The 15,359-nt window shown below is 74.7% G+C and carries 16 protein-coding genes; 10 read left to right on the top strand and 6 right to left on the bottom strand.

Going from position 1 to position 15,359, the window contains the following annotated elements; all coding sequences use genetic code 11:
- Window positions 1–30 precede the first annotated feature (30 nt).
- The 10 genes from cobO to cobA are packed head-to-tail and all read left to right on the top strand — an operon-like array spanning window position 31 to window position 10,218.
- Window positions 31–642, top strand: coding sequence for a cob(I)yrinic acid a,c-diamide adenosyltransferase (gene cobO / locus GA0070561_RS09405; protein ID WP_091398426.1), 612 nt, complete (start codon window positions 31–33; stop codon window positions 640–642).
- Window positions 636–1,991 carry a cobyrinic acid a,c-diamide synthase CobB gene (locus GA0070561_RS09400; protein WP_091398422.1) on the top strand — a complete coding sequence of 452 codons (1,356 nt, stop codon included), beginning with the start codon at window positions 636–638 and terminating at the stop codon, window positions 1,989–1,991. The genes cobO and GA0070561_RS09400 overlap by 7 nt, the downstream gene beginning before the upstream one ends.
- Window positions 1,988–2,767 carry a precorrin-2 C(20)-methyltransferase gene (cobI, locus tag GA0070561_RS09395; RefSeq protein ID WP_091400098.1) on the top strand — a complete coding sequence of 260 codons (780 nt, stop codon included), beginning with the start codon at window positions 1,988–1,990 and terminating at the stop codon, window positions 2,765–2,767. The genes GA0070561_RS09400 and cobI overlap by 4 nt, the downstream gene beginning before the upstream one ends.
- Window positions 2,764–3,609 carry a precorrin-4 C(11)-methyltransferase gene (gene cobM, locus GA0070561_RS09390; RefSeq protein ID WP_208603720.1) on the top strand — a complete coding sequence of 282 codons (846 nt, stop codon included), beginning with the start codon at window positions 2,764–2,766 and terminating at the stop codon, window positions 3,607–3,609. The genes cobI and cobM overlap by 4 nt, the downstream gene beginning before the upstream one ends.
- A complete protein-coding gene (locus tag GA0070561_RS09385) occupies window positions 3,606–4,757 on the top strand; it encodes a cobalt-precorrin-5B (C(1))-methyltransferase (protein WP_091398419.1) in 1,152 nt (383 codons plus the stop codon). The genes cobM and GA0070561_RS09385 overlap by 4 nt, the downstream gene beginning before the upstream one ends.
- Window positions 4,754–6,055 (top strand): precorrin-6y C5,15-methyltransferase (decarboxylating) subunit CbiE, encoded by a 1,302-nt coding sequence (gene cbiE, locus GA0070561_RS09380; RefSeq protein ID WP_091400094.1) that lies wholly within the window; start codon window positions 4,754–4,756, stop codon window positions 6,053–6,055. The genes GA0070561_RS09385 and cbiE overlap by 4 nt, the downstream gene beginning before the upstream one ends.
- Window positions 6,052–7,779 (top strand): precorrin-3B C(17)-methyltransferase, encoded by a 1,728-nt coding sequence (gene cobJ, locus GA0070561_RS09375; protein ID WP_091398415.1) that lies wholly within the window; start codon window positions 6,052–6,054, stop codon window positions 7,777–7,779. Before cbiE ends, cobJ begins: the two co-directional genes overlap by 4 nt.
- Window positions 7,767–7,964 carry a DUF362 domain-containing protein gene (locus GA0070561_RS09370; RefSeq protein ID WP_091398412.1) on the top strand — a complete coding sequence of 66 codons (198 nt, stop codon included), beginning with the start codon at window positions 7,767–7,769 and terminating at the stop codon, window positions 7,962–7,964. Before cobJ ends, GA0070561_RS09370 begins: the two co-directional genes overlap by 13 nt.
- A complete protein-coding gene (locus tag GA0070561_RS09365) occupies window positions 7,961–8,557 on the top strand; it encodes a precorrin-8X methylmutase (RefSeq protein WP_091398407.1) in 597 nt (198 codons plus the stop codon). Before GA0070561_RS09370 ends, GA0070561_RS09365 begins: the two co-directional genes overlap by 4 nt.
- A complete protein-coding gene (gene cobA, locus GA0070561_RS09360) occupies window positions 8,554–10,218 on the top strand; it encodes a uroporphyrinogen-III C-methyltransferase (protein ID WP_091398403.1) in 1,665 nt (554 codons plus the stop codon). The genes GA0070561_RS09365 and cobA overlap by 4 nt, the downstream gene beginning before the upstream one ends.
- 3 nt (window positions 10,219–10,221) lie before the next feature.
- On the opposite strand, the gene GA0070561_RS09355 is transcribed toward cobA, so the two are convergent.
- The 6 genes from GA0070561_RS09355 to GA0070561_RS09330 form a co-directional block, all read right to left on the bottom strand.
- Window positions 10,222–12,375 (bottom strand): FtsX-like permease family protein, encoded by a 2,154-nt coding sequence (locus GA0070561_RS09355; protein ID WP_091398399.1) that lies wholly within the window; start codon window positions 12,373–12,375, stop codon window positions 10,222–10,224.
- A complete protein-coding gene (locus GA0070561_RS09350) occupies window positions 12,372–13,052 on the bottom strand; it encodes an ABC transporter ATP-binding protein (protein WP_091398396.1) in 681 nt (226 codons plus the stop codon). The genes GA0070561_RS09355 and GA0070561_RS09350 overlap by 4 nt, the downstream gene beginning before the upstream one ends.
- The gene (locus GA0070561_RS09345) at window positions 13,049–13,573 is read right to left on the bottom strand and encodes a PadR family transcriptional regulator (protein ID WP_091398392.1); all 525 of its coding nucleotides are present in this window, start codon (window positions 13,571–13,573) and stop codon (window positions 13,049–13,051) included. The genes GA0070561_RS09350 and GA0070561_RS09345 overlap by 4 nt, the downstream gene beginning before the upstream one ends.
- Window positions 13,574–13,689: 116 nt before the next feature.
- Window positions 13,690–14,052 carry a fluoride efflux transporter CrcB gene (gene crcB / locus GA0070561_RS09340; protein ID WP_091398389.1) on the bottom strand — a complete coding sequence of 121 codons (363 nt, stop codon included), beginning with the start codon at window positions 14,050–14,052 and terminating at the stop codon, window positions 13,690–13,692.
- On the bottom strand, window positions 14,049–14,522 hold the full coding sequence (locus GA0070561_RS09335; protein WP_091398387.1) for a fluoride efflux transporter FluC: 474 nt from the start codon (window positions 14,520–14,522) through the stop codon (window positions 14,049–14,051). Before GA0070561_RS09335 ends, crcB begins: the two co-directional genes overlap by 4 nt.
- A 57-nt stretch (window positions 14,523–14,579) precedes the next feature.
- On the bottom strand, window positions 14,580–15,338 hold the full coding sequence (locus tag GA0070561_RS09330; RefSeq protein WP_091398384.1) for a class I SAM-dependent methyltransferase: 759 nt from the start codon (window positions 15,336–15,338) through the stop codon (window positions 14,580–14,582).
- Between the last annotated feature and the right edge of the window lie 21 nt (window positions 15,339–15,359).

Genomic DNA, 15,359 nt, shown 5'->3' with positions numbered 1-15,359 from the left:
CACCCTCACGCCCGACAGGAGCGTTGCCTGATGCCGCAGGGACAGCCGAGCAACGTGCCCGCTGACGGGTTGACGACCCGGCAGCGGCGGCACCGGCCACTGCTGATCGTCCACACCGGACAGATGAAGGGGAAGTCGACGGCGGCCTTCGGGTTGGCCCTGCGGGCCTGGACGGCCGGTCTGCCGGTCGGGGTGTTCCAGTTCGTCAAGAGCGCCAAGTGGCGGGTCGGGGAGGAGAACGCCTTCCGTGCGCTCGGCGAGGTGCACGAGCGCACCGGCCAGGGCGCGCCGGTGGCCTGGCACAAGATGGGCGAGGGCTGGTCCTGGATCCAGCGCGGCGGCGACGCCGACCACGCCGCCGACGCCCTGGAGGGCTGGCGGCAGATCCAGCGTGACCTGGCCACCGAGCGCTACGGGCTGTACGTGCTGGACGAGTTCACCTACCCGATGAAGTGGGGCTGGGTGGACGTCGACGAGGTGGTCGCCACCCTGGCCGACCGCCCCGGCTTCCAACACGTCGTGATCACCGGTCGGGACGCCGACCCGCGCCTGGTCGCCGCCGCCGACCTGGTCGCCGAGCTGACCAAGGTCAAGCACCCGATGGACGCCGGCCAGAAGGGCCAGAAGGGCATCGAATGGTGAGCGCGCACCAGTCGTTGCCCCGGGTGGTGGTCGCCGCCCCGGCCAGCGGCCACGGCAAGACCACGGTGGCCACCGGGCTGCTCGCCGCGCTGCGGCGACGGGGCCTGACGGTCAGCCCACACAAGGTCGGCCCCGACTACATCGACCCCGGCTACCACGCCCTCGCCGCCGGGCGGCCCGGGCGCAACCTCGACCCGTTCCTGGTCGGGGCCGACCGCATCGCCCCCCTGCTGCGACACGGCGCGAGCGTCCCCACGCCCGCCGACATCGCCGTGGTCGAGGGCGTCATGGGCCTGCACGACGGCGCGGTGGGCCGCCGCGACTACGCCTCCACCGCGCACGTCGCCCGGCTGATCGAGGCACCCGTGCTGCTGGTGCTGGACACCACCGCGCAGGGCCGGTCGGCCGCCGCGCTCACCCTCGGCATGGCCGCGTTCGATCCGGCGGTACGGATCGGCGGGGTGATCCTCAACCGGGTCGGCTCACCCCGGCACGAGACGCTGCTGCGCGACGCCCTCGCCGAGGTGGGCGTACCGGTGCTCGGGGCGGTCACCCGCGCCGCGGAGGTGGCCGCGCCGGCCCGGCACCTCGGACTGGTGCCGGTCGCCGAGCGGGCACCCGAATCCGTCGCGATCGTCACCGCGCTCGCCGAGCTGGTCGAGGCCACAGTGGACCTCGATGCTGTTCTCGACCTGGCCCGGACCGCCCCGCCGCTGACCACCCCGGCGTGGGATCCGGTCGCCGCCGTCGGCGGACCGGCCGGCGTCGAGCGCCCACGGATCGCCCTCGCCGGTGGTCCGGCCTTCACCTTCTCGTACGCGGAGACCGCCGAACTGCTCACCGCGGCCGGCGCGGACGTCGTCACCGTCGACCCGTTGCGCGACCCGGCGCTGCCCACCGGCACCCGGGCGGTGGTGATCGGCGGCGGCTTCCCCGAGGCGTACGCTCAGACACTGGCCGACAACACCGGGCTCCGCGCCGAACTGGCCGACTTCGACGGGCCGATCGTGGCCGAGTGCGCAGGGCTGCTCTACCTCGGGCGGTCCCTGGACGGCGTACCGATGTGCGGCCGACTGGACCTGACCGCCCGGATGACCGACCGGCTCACCCTCGGCTACCGGGAGGCCCTCGCCGTCACCGACTCCCCGGTGGCGCGCGCCGGCGAGCCGGTACGCGGCCACGAGTTCCACCGCACCACCACCGACCCGGGGCACGGCGACGCGCCGGCGTGGCGCTGGAACGACACCGAGCACGGCTTCGTCGCCGGCCGGGTGCACGCGTCCTACCTGCACACCCACTGGGCCGGCCACCCGGACGCTGCCCGCCGACTGGTCGAGGCGTGCCGATGAGCGCCGACGCCACGCTCACCGGGGTCGGCGTCGGCCCGGGCGACCCGGAACTGCTCACCGTCAAGGCGGTGCGGTTGCTGCGCGAGGCCGACCTGGTCTTCGTACCCGTGATGGCGGACCGGGTCGCGCCCACCGCGACCGCCGGTGCGACGCCGCCGGGTGCGGCCGCCGGGCGGGCCGAGGCGACAGTGCGTTCCCACGTCACGGCGGACCGGCTGCTCCGGCTGCCGTTGGCGCTGGACGACAGGGGTGGGGTCACCGCGCGCCGGGCAGCCGCCTGGGACGACGCCGCCCGGGTGGTGGTCGAGGCGATCGACGCGGGCGCACGGTCCCTCGCGTTCGCCACCATCGGCGACCCCAACGTCTACTCCACCTTCGGTTACCTGGCCCAGAGCGTCCGCGCGCTGCGCCCGGCGGTGCGGGTGGCGACAGTGCCCGGCGTCACCGCCATGCAGGAGCTGGCGGCCCGCAGCGGCACCCCGCTCTGCGAGGGACGCGAACCGCTCACCCTGCTGCCGGCCACCGCGGGCCTGGCGCTCTTCGCCGACGCCCTCGCCGGGCCGGGCACCGTGGTCGCCTACAAGGGCTGGCGGCGGCACCCGGAACTGCTCGCCGAGCTGCGCCGGCAGGGCCGCCTCGCCGACGCCGTGCTCGGACGCAGCCTGGGGCTCCCCGGTGAACGCATCGGGCCGGTCGACGACACCGAGCACGACCTGCCCTACCTGTCGACGCTGCTGGTTCCGGCCCGCCGCGAGCACCGAGGAGGAAAGCTGTGACCAGCGAGGGCAAGGTGTGGTTCGTCGGAGCCGGCCCGGGGGCGGCGGACCTGCTGACAGTGCGGGCCGCCCGGGTCATCGCCGAGGCGGACATCGTCATCTGGGCGGCCAGCCTGGTGCACGCCGACGTGCTCGACCACGCCCGCCCCGGCGCGGAGATCGTCGACTCGTCGCAGCTGCCCATCGAGGGGGTGCTGCCGCTCTACCAGCGTGCCGCCGAGCAGGGGCTGAGCGTGGCCCGGATCCACTCCGGAGACCCGGGGCTGTGGGGCGCGGTGCAGGAGCAACTGGATGTGTGCCGGGCGCTCGACCTGGCCGTCGAGATCGTGCCCGGGGTGTCCTCGTTCACCGCCGTCGCGGCGATCGTCGGACGGGAGCTGACAGTGCCCGAGGTGGCCCAGTCGGTCATCCTCACCCGCCTCGAAGGCGGAAAGACCCCGATGCCGCCCGGCGAACGGGTCCGCGACTTCGCCCGGCACGGCACCACCATGGCGCTGTTCCTCTCCGCCGCCCGCTCCGGGCAGGTGCAGGCCGAGCTGCTGGCCGGCGGCTACCCGGAGGACACCCCGGCCGTGGTGGCGTACCAGGCGACCTGGCCCGACGAACTGGTGGTGCGCTGCACGGTCGGCACCCTGGAGGCGACGGTCAAACAGCACAAGCTGTGGAAGCACACCCTCTTCCTGGTCGGGCCGGCCCTCGCCGCCGAGGGCACCCGCTCGCACCTCTACCACCCCGGGCACTTCCACACCTTCCGCAGGGCCGAGCCGGCCGCCCGCGCCGAGCTGCGCCGCCAGGCCGGCGCCCGCACCGGGGGGACAGCCACACCGGGGCACACACCATGACGTACGCCGAGCCGCCGCTGCGCGAGCCGGACCTGCCGCGCACCGCGAAGGTCCGGCCCACCGCGCTGCGCACCGGCTGGACCACCGGCACGTGCGCGACGGCGGCGGCGAAGGCCGCTGTCACCGCGCTGGTCACCGGCACCACCCAGCAGGAGGTGGAGATCGGGCTGCCCGCCGGACGTCGGGTGCGCTTCGGAGTGGAGCGCTGCGAGGTGACCGGCACCCCACCGGTCCGGGCCGAGGCGGTGGTGGTCAAGGACGCCGGGGACGACCCGGACGTCACCCACGGCGCCGAGTTGACCGCCACCGTGAACTGGACCGACGTGCCCGGCCTGCGGCTGGCCGGTGGTGCCGGCGTCGGCACCGTCACCAAACCCGGCCTCGGGCTCGCGGTCGGCGGCCCGGCGATCAACGACACCCCCCGCCGGATGATCGGCGAGGCGGTGGCCGAGGTGGTCGACCTCAGCGAGGTCGGGGTCCGGGTGGTGATCAGCGTGCCCCGGGGCGAGATCATGGCCCGCAAGACCACCAACCGTCGGCTGGGCATCCTCGGCGGCATCTCGATCCTCGGCACCACCGGGATCGTCCGTCCCTTCTCCACCGCGTCGTGGCGCGCCAGCGTCGTGCAGGCCGTGCACGTGATGGCCGCCCAGGGCGAGCCGACAGTCGTGCTCTGCACCGGAGGGCGTACCGAGCGGGCCGCCCGCGCGCTCCTGCCCGACCTGCCAGAGGTCTGCTTCGTCGAGGTCGGCGACTTCACCGGGGCTGCGGTGACCGCCGCCGTGGGTGACGCGATGACCGGGGTGGTCTTCGTCGGCATGGCCGGCAAGCTCGCCAAACTCGCGGCCGGCATCCTGATGACCCACTACACCCGCTCCAAGGTGGACCTCTCCCTGCTCGGCGCGGTGACCGCCGAGGCCGGCGGCGACCCGTCGCTCGTGGCCGCCGTGACCGAGGCGAACACCGGGCGGCACGCGTACGAGCTGTGGGAGGCCGCCGGGCTGCTCGCCCCGGCCGGCGACCTGCTCTGCCAGCGGGTCCGCCAGGTGCTGCGGCGCTTCGCCGGGCCGACGGTCACCGTGGACGTGGCGATGGTCGACTTCGCCGGAGCGCACGTCGTCGCCTCGTCCGGCCGGTGGCCCCGATGACGCGGACGGCCTCGGTGACGCCTGCGGCCCCGGTGACCGCCGTGACAGTGGTCGGCCTGGACGCGGCGGGCGCACCGCCGCACCCCGCACTCGCACCGGTGCTGGCCACCGCCGGGCTGGTTGTCGGGGCCGCCCGGCACCTGGCCGCGGTGCCCGTACCGGCCGGCGCGGACACCGTCACCCTCGGGCCGCTCGCCCCCGCCCTGCGCCGCCTCGCCGAGGCGGTCGACGCCGGGGTGCCGGCCGTGGTGCTGGCCAGCGGCGATCCCGGCCTGTTCGGCATCGTCCGACGGCTGCGCGCTGCCGGGCTTCCGCTGCGGGTGGTGCCGGCGGTGTCCAGTGTGGCCGCCGCGTTCGCCCGCGCCGGGCTGCCCTGGGACGGCGCCGCCGTGGTCACCGCGCACGGGCGCGACCCCCGAGCCGCAGTGAACGCCTGCCGGGCGCTGCCACTGGTCGCGGTGCTCACCGCGCCCGGCGCCGGCGCGGCCGAGCTGGGCGCCGGCCTGATCGGCTGGTCCCGCCGCCTGCTGGTCGCCGAGCACCTGGGCACCGCCGCCGAACGGATCCGCGCGGTGACCCCGGAACAGGCCGCCGCCGAGACCTGGGCCGACCCGCACGTCCTGCTCAGCCTTGCCGACCCCGTACCGGCCGGGTCCGCTCACGCCGACGCTGCGCCCGCCGACGCCGTTCTCGAGAGGGGCGCGGCCGGCGGGATGCGCGCCGACAACCAGCCCGCCGCCGCGCCGGCCGGAGGCTGGGCGCTGTCGGAGGCCCGCTACGCCCACCGCGACTCCATGATCACGAAGTCAGAGGTGCGCGCCCTCGTCGTCGCCCGGCTGCGCCCCCGACTGGGCCGGCTGATCTGGGACATCGGGGCGGGCAGCGGCTCGGTCGGCATCGAGTGCGCGCTGCTCGGCGCGGCCGTGGTCGCCGTCGAACAGGACCCCGAGGCCGTTGCCACCATCCAGGCCAATGCCGCCGCGCACGCCGTGCACGTCCGGCTGGTTGCCGGACGTGCCCCGGCGGCGCTGGCCGACCTCCCCGAACCCGACGCGGTCTTCGTCGGCGGCGGCGGCGTCGACGTCCTCACCGCCGTGGTGGCCCGCCGACCCGAGCGGGTGGTGCTCACCCTGGCCGCACTGGACCGGGTCGCACCGGCCGTCGGTCTGCTGCGCGCCGCCGGCTACACGGTCGAAGGCAGCCAACTCTCCGCCGCCCGCCTCGCCGACCTGCCCGGCGGGTCGATCCGCCTCGCGGCCACCAACCCGGTGGTCGTCCTCACCGGGGAGCGCCCGTGACCGACCAGAACCCGCCCGCCCGGATCGGCCTGGTGGCGGCCACCGCCGCCGGCCGCCGGCACGCCGACACCCTGACCGCCGCCTGGCCGCACGCCCGGCTGGTCGAGGCGCAGACCGTCGCCGACGCGCTGCGGACCGCCTGGGCCGGCTGTGACGCGGTCATCGCGTTCCTGGCCACCGGGGCGGTGGTGCGGATCGTCGCGCCGCTGCTCGACGACAAGCGCACCGACCCGGCGGTGGTGGTCGTCGACGAGGCGGCCCGGCACGCCGTGGCGCTGCTCGGTGGGCACGCCGGCGGGGGCAACGCGCTCGCCGAACAGGTCGCCGCCCTGCTGGACGCCCGACCGGTGATCACCACCGCCACCGACGCGGTCGACCTGCCGGGGCTGGACACCCTCGGCTGGCCCGTCCAGGGCGCGGTCGCCGCGGTGTCCCGGGCCATCCTGGACGGCGAGCCGGTCCGGCTGATCGCCGACGCCGACTGGCCGCTGCCCGCCCTGCCCCCGAACGTGCGCGCCGCCGACGAGGACTCGACGGACGACGGGTACCGGCTGCTGGTCACCGACCGGGTGGTGCCGCCCGACGAGCGGACCGCCGTGCTGCGGCCGCCGTCGCTGGTGGTCGGCGTGGGCGCGAGTCGCGGCGTACCCGCCGCCGAGGTGGCGGAGCTGCTGCACCGGGTGCTGGCCGAGGCCGGCCTCGACCCGGCGAGCCTGCGCTGCCTGGCCACCGCCGACATCAAGGCCGACGAGGCGGGCATCCGCAGCACCGTCGACGCGCTCGGCGTACCCCTGGTGACCTGGCCGGCGACGCGGCTGGCAGCGGTCGACGTGCCGCACCCCAGCGAGGTGGTCCGCGCCGCGGTCGGCACGCCGAGCGTGGCGGAGGCCGCGGCCCTGCTCGGCCCGGACGGCCGGGCCGACGACGCGACGCTGCTGGTGGGGAAGACCGCGACGGCGATGGCCACCGTGGCGGTGGCCCGGCACGCGCCGCGCGGCCGGCTGGCCGTCGTCGGCCTAGGGCCGGGCGCCGCCGACCTGCGCACCCCCCGCGCGGTCGCCGAGCTACGTCGCGCCGCCGTGGTGGTGGGCCTCGACCAGTACCTGGAGCAGGTCCGCGACGTGCTCCGCCCCGGCACCCGGGTGCTCTCCAGCGGCCTGGGCGCGGAGGAGGCGCGGGCGCGCGCCGCCGTCGCCGAGGCCGCCGCCGGCCGGGCGGTCGCGCTGATCGGCTCCGGCGACGCCGGGGTGTACGCGATGGCCAGCCCCGCCCTGGAGTACGCCGACGAGCGCATCGACGTGGTGGGCGTGCCCGGCGTCACCGCCGCCCTCGCTGCCGGGGCGCTGCTCGGCGCGCCGCTCGGCCACGACCACGCCTACCTGAGCCTGTCCGATCTGCACACCCCGTGGGACGTCATCGAGCGGCGGGTGACCGCCGCCGCCGAGGGTGACTTCGTGACCCTCTTCTACAACCCACGCAGCCGGGCCCGCGACTGGCAGCTCGGCAAGGCGCTCGGCATCCTCGCCACGCACCGGTCGCCGGACACCCCGGTGGGCGTGGTGCGCAACGCCAGCCGCCCCGGCGAACGGGTGCACCTCGCCACACTGGCCACGCTCGACCCGGCCATCGTCGACATGTACAGCGTCGTGGTCGTGGGCAGCAGCGACACCCGGTTGGTCGCCGGCCGGATGGTCACACCCCGGGGGTACCGGTGGCGTTCGTGACCATCGACGCCTGCCAGGGCTGCGGCGCCTGCCTGCTCACCTGCCCCACGCACGCGATCCGACCGGTCGCCGGTGGCCTCACGGTCCGCGCCGACCGGTGCACCGGCTGCCTGGAGTGCCTGGAGATCTGCCCGGTCGACGCGATCCGCGTCGTCGAGCCCGACCCCTGTAAAGGAGCCCGATGAGCCGGGTGGTGCACCCCATCGAGGCCGAGTCGTACCGCATCCTGCGCGAGCGCGTCGACCTGTCGCACCTGCCGCCGCTGAGCCGCGCGGTGACCGAGCGGGTGGTGCACGCCAGCGCCGACCTCGCGTACGTCGACGAGTTGGTCTGCGACGAGGCCGCCCTGGAATCGGGGCTGGCGGCGCTGCGCGCCGGTGCGCCAGTGGTCACCGACGTGGCGATGGTCGCCGCCGGCATCACCCGGGCCGGCCTGGAACTGGTCTGCCCGGTCGCCGAGCCGGCCGCCGCCGCGCTGGGCCGCTCGGCCGGGATCACCCGCTCGGCGGCGGCCGTCCGGATCGCAGTGGAACGGGTCGGGACCGGAGCGGTCTGGGTGGTCGGCTGCGCGCCCACCGCGCTCGTCGAACTGCTCAGCCTGGACGCCGCACCGGCGCTCGTCGTCGGCCTGCCGGTCGGCTTCGTGGGCGCCGCCGAGTCGAAGGCGGCGCTGCGGGCCAGCGGCCTGCCCGCCGTGTCCAACGTGGGGGAGAAGGGTGGCTCGGCGGTCGCCGCCGCCGCCCTCAACGCCCTGCTCTACGTCGAGGAGAAGTCATGACCGGGTTGGTCATCGTCGGGCACGGTACGCGCAGCGCGGCCGGGGTCGAGCAGTTCGCCGCTCTCGTCGAGCGGGTCCGCGGTCGCGGCGACATCGGCGACGTCGAGGGCGGCTTCATCGAGCTGGCCCGCCCACCGCTGACCGACGCGGTCGGCGCGCTCGTCGCCCGGGGGCACCGGGCGCTGGTGGCGCTGCCGCTGGTGCTCACCGGCGCCGGTCACGGCAAGGGCGACATCCCCGCCGCGATGGCCCGGGAGCAGCAGCGCCACCCTGGGCTGAGCTACCGCTACGGCCGCCCGCTCGGCCCCCACCCGCTGCTGCACGAAGCCCTCGAACAGCGCATCGACGCCGCACTGGCCGGGGCCGACCAGGCCGGCACGGAGCCGGCTGGTGCCGACCAGGCCGGCACATGGGTGGCGTTGATCGGGCGGGGGTCCACCGACCCGGACGCCAACGCCGAGGTAGCCAAGGTCGCCCGGCTGCTCTGGGAGGGACGCGGCTATGCGGGCGTGGAGCCGGGGTTCATCTCCCTGGCGTCTCCGTCGGTGCCGGCCGTGCTGGAGCGCCTGCGCCGCCTCGGCGCGCGGCGGATCGTGGTGGCGCCGTACTTCCTGTTCGCCGGGGTGCTGCCGGACCGGATCGTCGCCCAGTCGGCCGAGTTCGCCGCCGCCCACCCCGACCTGGACGTCCGGGTCGCCGAGGTGATCGGCGACTGTGACGCCCTCGCCGACCTCGTCCTGGAGCGGTACGCCGAGGCGCTGGGCGGGGACATCCGGATGAACTGCGACACCTGCGCGTACCGGGTGTTGATGCCCGGCTTCGCGGACAAGGTGGGTCGCCCGCAACGCCCGCACGACCACCCCGACGACCCGGTCGGCCACCATCACCACCACGGGCACGACCACCACGATCACGGGCACGACCACGGCTCGGTCGCCGTGGTCGGCGGCGGGCCGGGGCCCGACGACCTGATCACGGTACGCGGGAAGGCTCTGCTCGACGCGGCGGACGTCGTGGTGGTCGACCGACTCGCCCCGCAGGGGTTGCTCGCCGGGCTGCGCCCCGACGTGCTGGTGGTCGACGCCGCGAAGGTGCCCCGTGGCCCGTCGATGGCCCAGGAGGCGATCAACGAGGCACTGGTGTCGCACGCCCGCGCCGGTCGCCGGGTGGTCCGGCTCAAGGGTGGCGACCCGTACGTCTTCGGGCGCGGCCACGAGGAGGTGCAGGCCTGCGCGGCGGCCGGCGTCCCGGTGACCGTGGTGCCCGGGGTGAGCAGCGCGCTCGCCGCACCGGCCCTCGCCGGCGTGCCGGTGACGCACCGGGGCGTGGCGCACGACGTCACAGTCGTATCGGGGCACCTGCCGCCGGGGCACCCCGACTCGCTCGTCGACTGGGCGGCGCTGGCCCGGGCCCGGGGCACCGTCGTGCTGCTGATGGCCGTCGACACCATCGGCAAGATCGCAAGCGTGCTGATCGAGCACGGTCGCGCCCCGGAGACCCCGGTGCTCGCCGTGCAGGACGCCGGGCTGCCCGACCAGCGATCGGTACCCGCCCGACTGGACGAGATCGGCGCGGTCGCCGCCCGGGAGGGCGTCGGTCCGCCCGCTGTCTTCGTCCTCGGCCCGGTGGTCGCCCTCACCACCACCGGGCCGACGGCCTGACGACTACTCGCTGCGGGCGGTCTCCGGCCCGGTGATGCGTTCCAGCAACGGCAGGGTGGAGGCGATGACGCCCAGGCAGGCTGCCAACCCGACCACGACGATCACGTAGAAGCGTGGCTCCGGCGCGATCAGCGTGTAGCCCATCTGCGCCCGTAGGAACAGGTGGGCGGCGAGGAGGCCCATGCCGATGGCGACGGCCGCGACGGCGAGCATCGGCACGGCGCTCTCCAGCGCCACCACCCGACGCAGGACCCGCACCGGAGCGCCGCTGAGGCGCAGCAGGCTGAACGGGCGTCGGCGTTCGGTGAGACCGCCGATGACGCTGACCGCGAGGCTGCACCCGCCGAGCGCGAGGCTGGCGATGATGATGACGTTGGCCAGTTGTTCCCAGCCGCGCAGCGTGTCGGCGAAGTCCGACTCGAAGTCGCCGGGCACGTTCGGCCCCACCCAGAAGGTCGGGAAGGCGACCTCCAGCACGGTGCGGGTGCGCTCGATGGCGGCGGCGGAGCCGTCGGTGCCGACGACCATCGACACCACGGGTAGCCGCTGGAGTTCGTCGAGGGTGAGCGACGCGGCGGGCCAGACCGTCGCGGGCGATGCCGATTCCCGCCAGCGGCTGAGGCCCATCGGCACCTCGATGACGCTCGCGCCGTCGGCGCACCGGCCGTACGCGCTCGGCAGGTCGGTGCACGCGATCACCCCGACCTCGCCGGAGTCGGTCACCACCGGGTTCTCGCGGATGGCGGTCGCGGAGCGCACCCCGGTGATCGCCCGCAGATCGGCGAAGAGCGCGTCGGGCACCGACGGCACCTTCTCGTCGAAGACGGTGTTCACCGTGCCGGCATCGGTCGAACCGACCGGTGCCGGGCCGCGGTTGGCGACGATCGTGGTGATGACGCCGACGGCCACGCTCGTGACGAAGAGCGCGAGCATGATGCCGCTGATCGCCCGGAAGCCGGCCTTCGGATTGTCGGCGAGGCGTCGCGCGGCGATGAGCGTGGCCGGGCGGTTGGCGTACCGGGCCATCACCCGGGCACCGACCATCGTCAACCACGGGCCGGCGAAGACCAGACCGGCCATGATGAGCAGCAGACCGGGCAGGAACACCGCAGTCTGGCCGTCGGACGTTTCCGGTTTGAAGCCGATGGCGAAGACCAGCACGGCGACACCGAGCAGGGCCGGGATCAGCCGGTACGCGCGCGGCGCCCGGGGGGTGACCCGCCGGGTGACGCCCAGCGGCGAGATCCGTACCCGGCGTAGCGAGACCTGTGTCGCCACCGCCGCGCCGGCTGGCACGCCGAGCGCGACCAGCAGGACGTTCAGCACGCCTAGCGACATGTCGCTGGGGAAGAACGGCATGCCAGTGAACGGGATGCCCGCGAGCGGATCGCGGAAGGCGTAGAACAGGCCGAAGCCGACGGCGGTTCCGGCGACGGCGGCGGCGGCCGCCTCCACGGCGGCGACCATCGCGATCTGCCGGGGGGTCGCGCCGACCAGGCGCATCGCGGCGAAGCGTTGCTCCCGACGGGCGGCGCTGAGCCGGGTGGCGGTGCCGATGAAGATCAGCACCGGGAAGAGCAGCCCGCCGGCGACCACGCCCAGGATCAGGTTCACAGTGGTCTCGGGGAGGGCGGGGGTATCGCCGACGCTGGTGACCTGCTTCGCAGCGGGTAGCTTGGCGACCTGGTCGGGGGCGCCGCCGGCGATGACCAGCAGGGTGTCCGGCGAGGTCAGCGCGGCCGGGCCAACGGTGCCGAGGTCACGTCCGGGGTAGCGGTCGCCCAGTTGGTCGGCCGGGTGAGTGGCCAGCAGTTCTCGAAACGCGGGCGAGGCGTAGTACTCGCCGGGACCCGGGGTGGTCGGGATACCGACCGGGGTGGGCGCGGTCGAACCGGTCGCGGCGACATCGATCCGAATGATCTGCTCACCGTGGAAGTAGTCCTGCCGGGTCGACCACCACAGCGGGTCGGCGTCGCCGGTCGAGGCGTTGGGATACATCGACGCGTACCGGGTGAGCTGGGAGTTGACCGCGTTGACCCCGGCGAGGGTGGTCAGTAGCAGCCCGCTACCGATCGCGACGGCAGCGGCGATGACGACCAGCCGGGTGAGCGCCTCACGGCCACCGGCCACGGCGAGGCGGAGCCCGAAGCGGATCATGAGGCGATCCGGTCCGGCGCGTTCACGCGCCCGTCGCGGACCATGACCTCGCGGTCGGCGTACGCCGCGATCCTCGGCTCGTGGGTCACCAGGATGACGGTGGTGCCCTGCTCGCGGGCGGCGCCAACCAGCAGGTCCATCACCTGCTCGCCGGTGAGCGAGTCGAGCGCGCCGGTCGGCTCGTCGGCGAAGAGCACCTGCGGCTCGGCGACCAGGCCACGAGCCAGGGCCACCCGTTGCGCCTGCCCGCCGGAGAGCTCACCCGAGCGCCGCTGCTCCAGGCCGTCCAGCCCGAGGCGCGCGAACCAGGCTCCCGCCCGGGGGAGCGCCTGCTTGCGGTGTACGCCGCTGAGCAGCAGCGGCAGCGCGACGTTCTCCACAGCGGTCAGCTCGGGGACGAGTTGACCGAACTGGAACACGAAACCGAACCGGTCCCGGCGCAGGCTGCTGCGTTCGGTCTCGGCCATGGCGTGCACCCGGGCCCCGTCGAAGAGGATCTCGCCGGAGTCAGGCACCAGGATGCCGGCCAGGCAGTGCAACAGGGTGGACTTGCCCGAGCCGCTGGGGCCCATGACGGCGAGGATCTCGCCCGCCTCCACGGCGACGCTGGCACCGCGCAGGGCGGGGGTCTGACCGAAGGAGAACTCGACGTCGCGCGCTTCGATCACGACGCTCACGGCCGCACCTCTTTCCGTAGGGCGTCCAGTCGGGCGCCGGTCATCTCGATCCATCGGAGGTCCGCCTCCAGGTGGTAGAGGCCGTGGTCGGCGAGCAGCGCGTCGACCAGGCTGCCGGCGCGCTTGATCTCGGTCAGCTCACGCATCCGGTGCAGGTGCGCGCTGCGCTGCGTGTCGAGGTATTCGGCGGCCGGGCGGTCCAGCATCAGCGCGAGCACGACCTTGGCGAAGAGCACCGTCTGCAGGTGTGGTTCCGGGTCGACCGGTTGGGTCAGCCACTGCTCGACCTCGGTCGCGCCGACGTCGGTGATGATGTAGCGCTTGCGGTCGGGGCCGGAGCCCGGCGCGACATCGCTGATCACCACCTTGCCGTCGCGGGCCAGTCGGCTGAGGGTGGAGTAGACCTGGCCGAACGGCAGTGGCTTGCCCCGGCCGAAGAAGGCGTCGTAGTCGCGCTTCAGGTCGTAGCCGTGGCTGGGCTCGCGTTCGAGGAGTCCGAGGAGGGTCAGTGGCACGCTCATGCCAGGAGACTACACCGAGGGTATACCTCGCGTATATACCCTCGGTGTGTTCGTGGGGAACGCCTGGTCCAGGCGTTGCGGGGGATGGAGACGGACGCGGCGCGGCTGGTGCGCGGTCAGCCGATCAGGGCCCGGGCCAGGGCGTAGCCGGCGGTGGCCGCGGCGAGCCCGGCGGCCACGCTGCCGAGCGCGTTGGCCAGCGCGAGGAGTCGATGACCGCCAGTGGCCAGCCGTAGCGTCTCGTAGCTGAAGGTGGAGTAGGTGGTCAGCGCGCCGCAGAATCCGGTGCCGAGCAACGCGCTGACCGCCGGGCCGGCCGGCCACCCGACCAGGACGCCGAGCAGCAACGACCCGGCCACGTTGACGAGCAGTGTTCCCCAGGGGAACACCGAGCCGTGCCGGGACTGCACGGCCCGGTCGGTGAGGTAGCGCAGCGGCGCGCCGACGGCCGCGCCCAGGGCGATGAGCAGTACGGTCATCGGGTCGCCCGACGCAGCAGCCCGGCGGTGACGGCGTCGCCCACGGCGACCGCGACGAGTGCCCCGACCACCGTCGCGGCGAGATACGCCAGCGCGGTGCCCGGTGCGCCCACGACGATCGCCTGCTGGACGTCGACCGCGTAGGTGGAGAAGGTGGTGAACCCGCCGAGCACCCCGACCCCGAGGAACGGGCGAGCCAGCGGGGGGCCACCGTCGAGGTGCCCGAGCACCGCCATCAGCACGCCGATCAGCAGGCAGCCGGACGTGTTGATGGTGAACGTGGCCCACGGGAAGCCTGTCGGCGGATGCGGAACGGCGTGTTGCAGGCCGGCCCGGGCCAGCGCGCCGAGCACCCCGCCGGCCGCGATCGCGGCGAGGACCGTCGCGGGGCGCGCGGTCAGCTCGCGGCGGTCGGCGGGGACGCGCAGGTCGACGTCGGGGTCGGTACGCGGCTCGAACGGCTCTGGCACGGCTCCTGAGCGTAGTGCGGCGACGTCGGCGTCAGCGCACTGCTGGCGAGGGCGGCGTCAGCGGACTGCCGCGACAACGGCGTCCGGGCCACCTCGCCAGACCGTGCCGACCTCGCTGAAGCCCGCCGCGGTGAGCGCGGCCAGGTGCCAGGAGACCGGCGGGTTCCACTCGGGGCTGTGTCCGGTCGGGTAGATCTCGTGTCGCTGGGCGACCAGCGGGGCGAGCGCCGGATCGGCGCCGGCCCGCTCCCACCAGTCCGACCAGGAGAGCGTCGAGCCGGCGGCGTACCGGGCGTTGCGCCGGTCCCGGGCCCGGTCCATCAGCCGCTTGGTCAGCTCCGGCAGGGTGTCGTCGGGCATGTGGTCGGCGTTGACGAAGACGCCGCCCGGTCGGAGCACGTCACGCAGTTCGGCGTAGAGCTGCCCGAGCCGGTCGGCCGGCAGCCAGTGCAGGGCGGTGGCGGTGAGCACGGCGTCGTACTCCTGGTGGGGGAGCGTGGAACGCCACTCGGGGGTGCCGAGGTCGGCCGTGACGATGGTGGCCCGGCCGGCCAGCGAGGCGGCGGCGATGGCGAGCAGCGCCGGGTCGAGGTCGACCAGGGTCGGCTCCGCGGCGGGGAAACGCGCCAGCGTCCGCAGCGAGATGCTGCCGGTGCCGCCGGCCAGGTCGAGCACCCGCGGTGGCCGGCCGTCGAGGACCGCGTCGACGGTGTCGAGCATGGCGGTGAACCGGTGTTCCCGGTCCGGGAGGTAGGCCTCCTGCTGACGGTCCCAGCTCTCCTGCCAAGCCCAGGGATCCACAATGTAAGGACTCATGACGATCAGGCTAGTTACGGC

This window comes from Micromonospora saelicesensis, from assembly GCF_900091575.1.
Classification (GTDB): domain Bacteria; phylum Actinomycetota; class Actinomycetes; order Mycobacteriales; family Micromonosporaceae; genus Micromonospora; species Micromonospora saelicesensis.
Note: the sequence above shows the minus strand (reverse complement) of the source record. Positions and strands in the feature narration are given on the sequence as shown.

Bases quoted from the DNA above. Each gene is read 5' to 3' on its own strand.
- cobO (WP_091398426.1), top strand. From the start codon at position 31: ATGCCGCAGGGACAGCCGAGCAACGTGCCCGCTGACGGGTTGACGACC.
- GA0070561_RS09400 (WP_091398422.1), top strand. From the start codon at position 636: ATGGTGAGCGCGCACCAGTCGTTGCCCCGGGTGGTGGTCGCCGCCCCG.
- cobI (WP_091400098.1), top strand. From the start codon at position 1,988: ATGAGCGCCGACGCCACGCTCACCGGGGTCGGCGTCGGCCCGGGCGAC.
- GA0070561_RS09385 (WP_091398419.1), top strand. From the start codon at position 3,606: ATGACGTACGCCGAGCCGCCGCTGCGCGAGCCGGACCTGCCGCGCACC.
- cbiE (WP_091400094.1), top strand. From the start codon at position 4,754: ATGACGCGGACGGCCTCGGTGACGCCTGCGGCCCCGGTGACCGCCGTG.
- GA0070561_RS09365 (WP_091398407.1), top strand. From the start codon at position 7,961: ATGAGCCGGGTGGTGCACCCCATCGAGGCCGAGTCGTACCGCATCCTG.
- cobA (WP_091398403.1), top strand. From the start codon at position 8,554: ATGACCGGGTTGGTCATCGTCGGGCACGGTACGCGCAGCGCGGCCGGG.
- GA0070561_RS09355 (WP_091398399.1), bottom strand. From the start codon at position 12,375: ATGATCCGCTTCGGGCTCCGCCTCGCCGTGGCCGGTGGCCGTGAGGCG.
- GA0070561_RS09345 (WP_091398392.1), bottom strand. From the start codon at position 13,573: ATGAGCGTGCCACTGACCCTCCTCGGACTCCTCGAACGCGAGCCCAGC.
- crcB (WP_091398389.1), bottom strand. From the start codon at position 14,052: ATGACCGTACTGCTCATCGCCCTGGGCGCGGCCGTCGGCGCGCCGCTG.
- GA0070561_RS09330 (WP_091398384.1), bottom strand. From the start codon at position 15,338: ATGAGTCCTTACATTGTGGATCCCTGGGCTTGGCAGGAGAGCTGGGAC.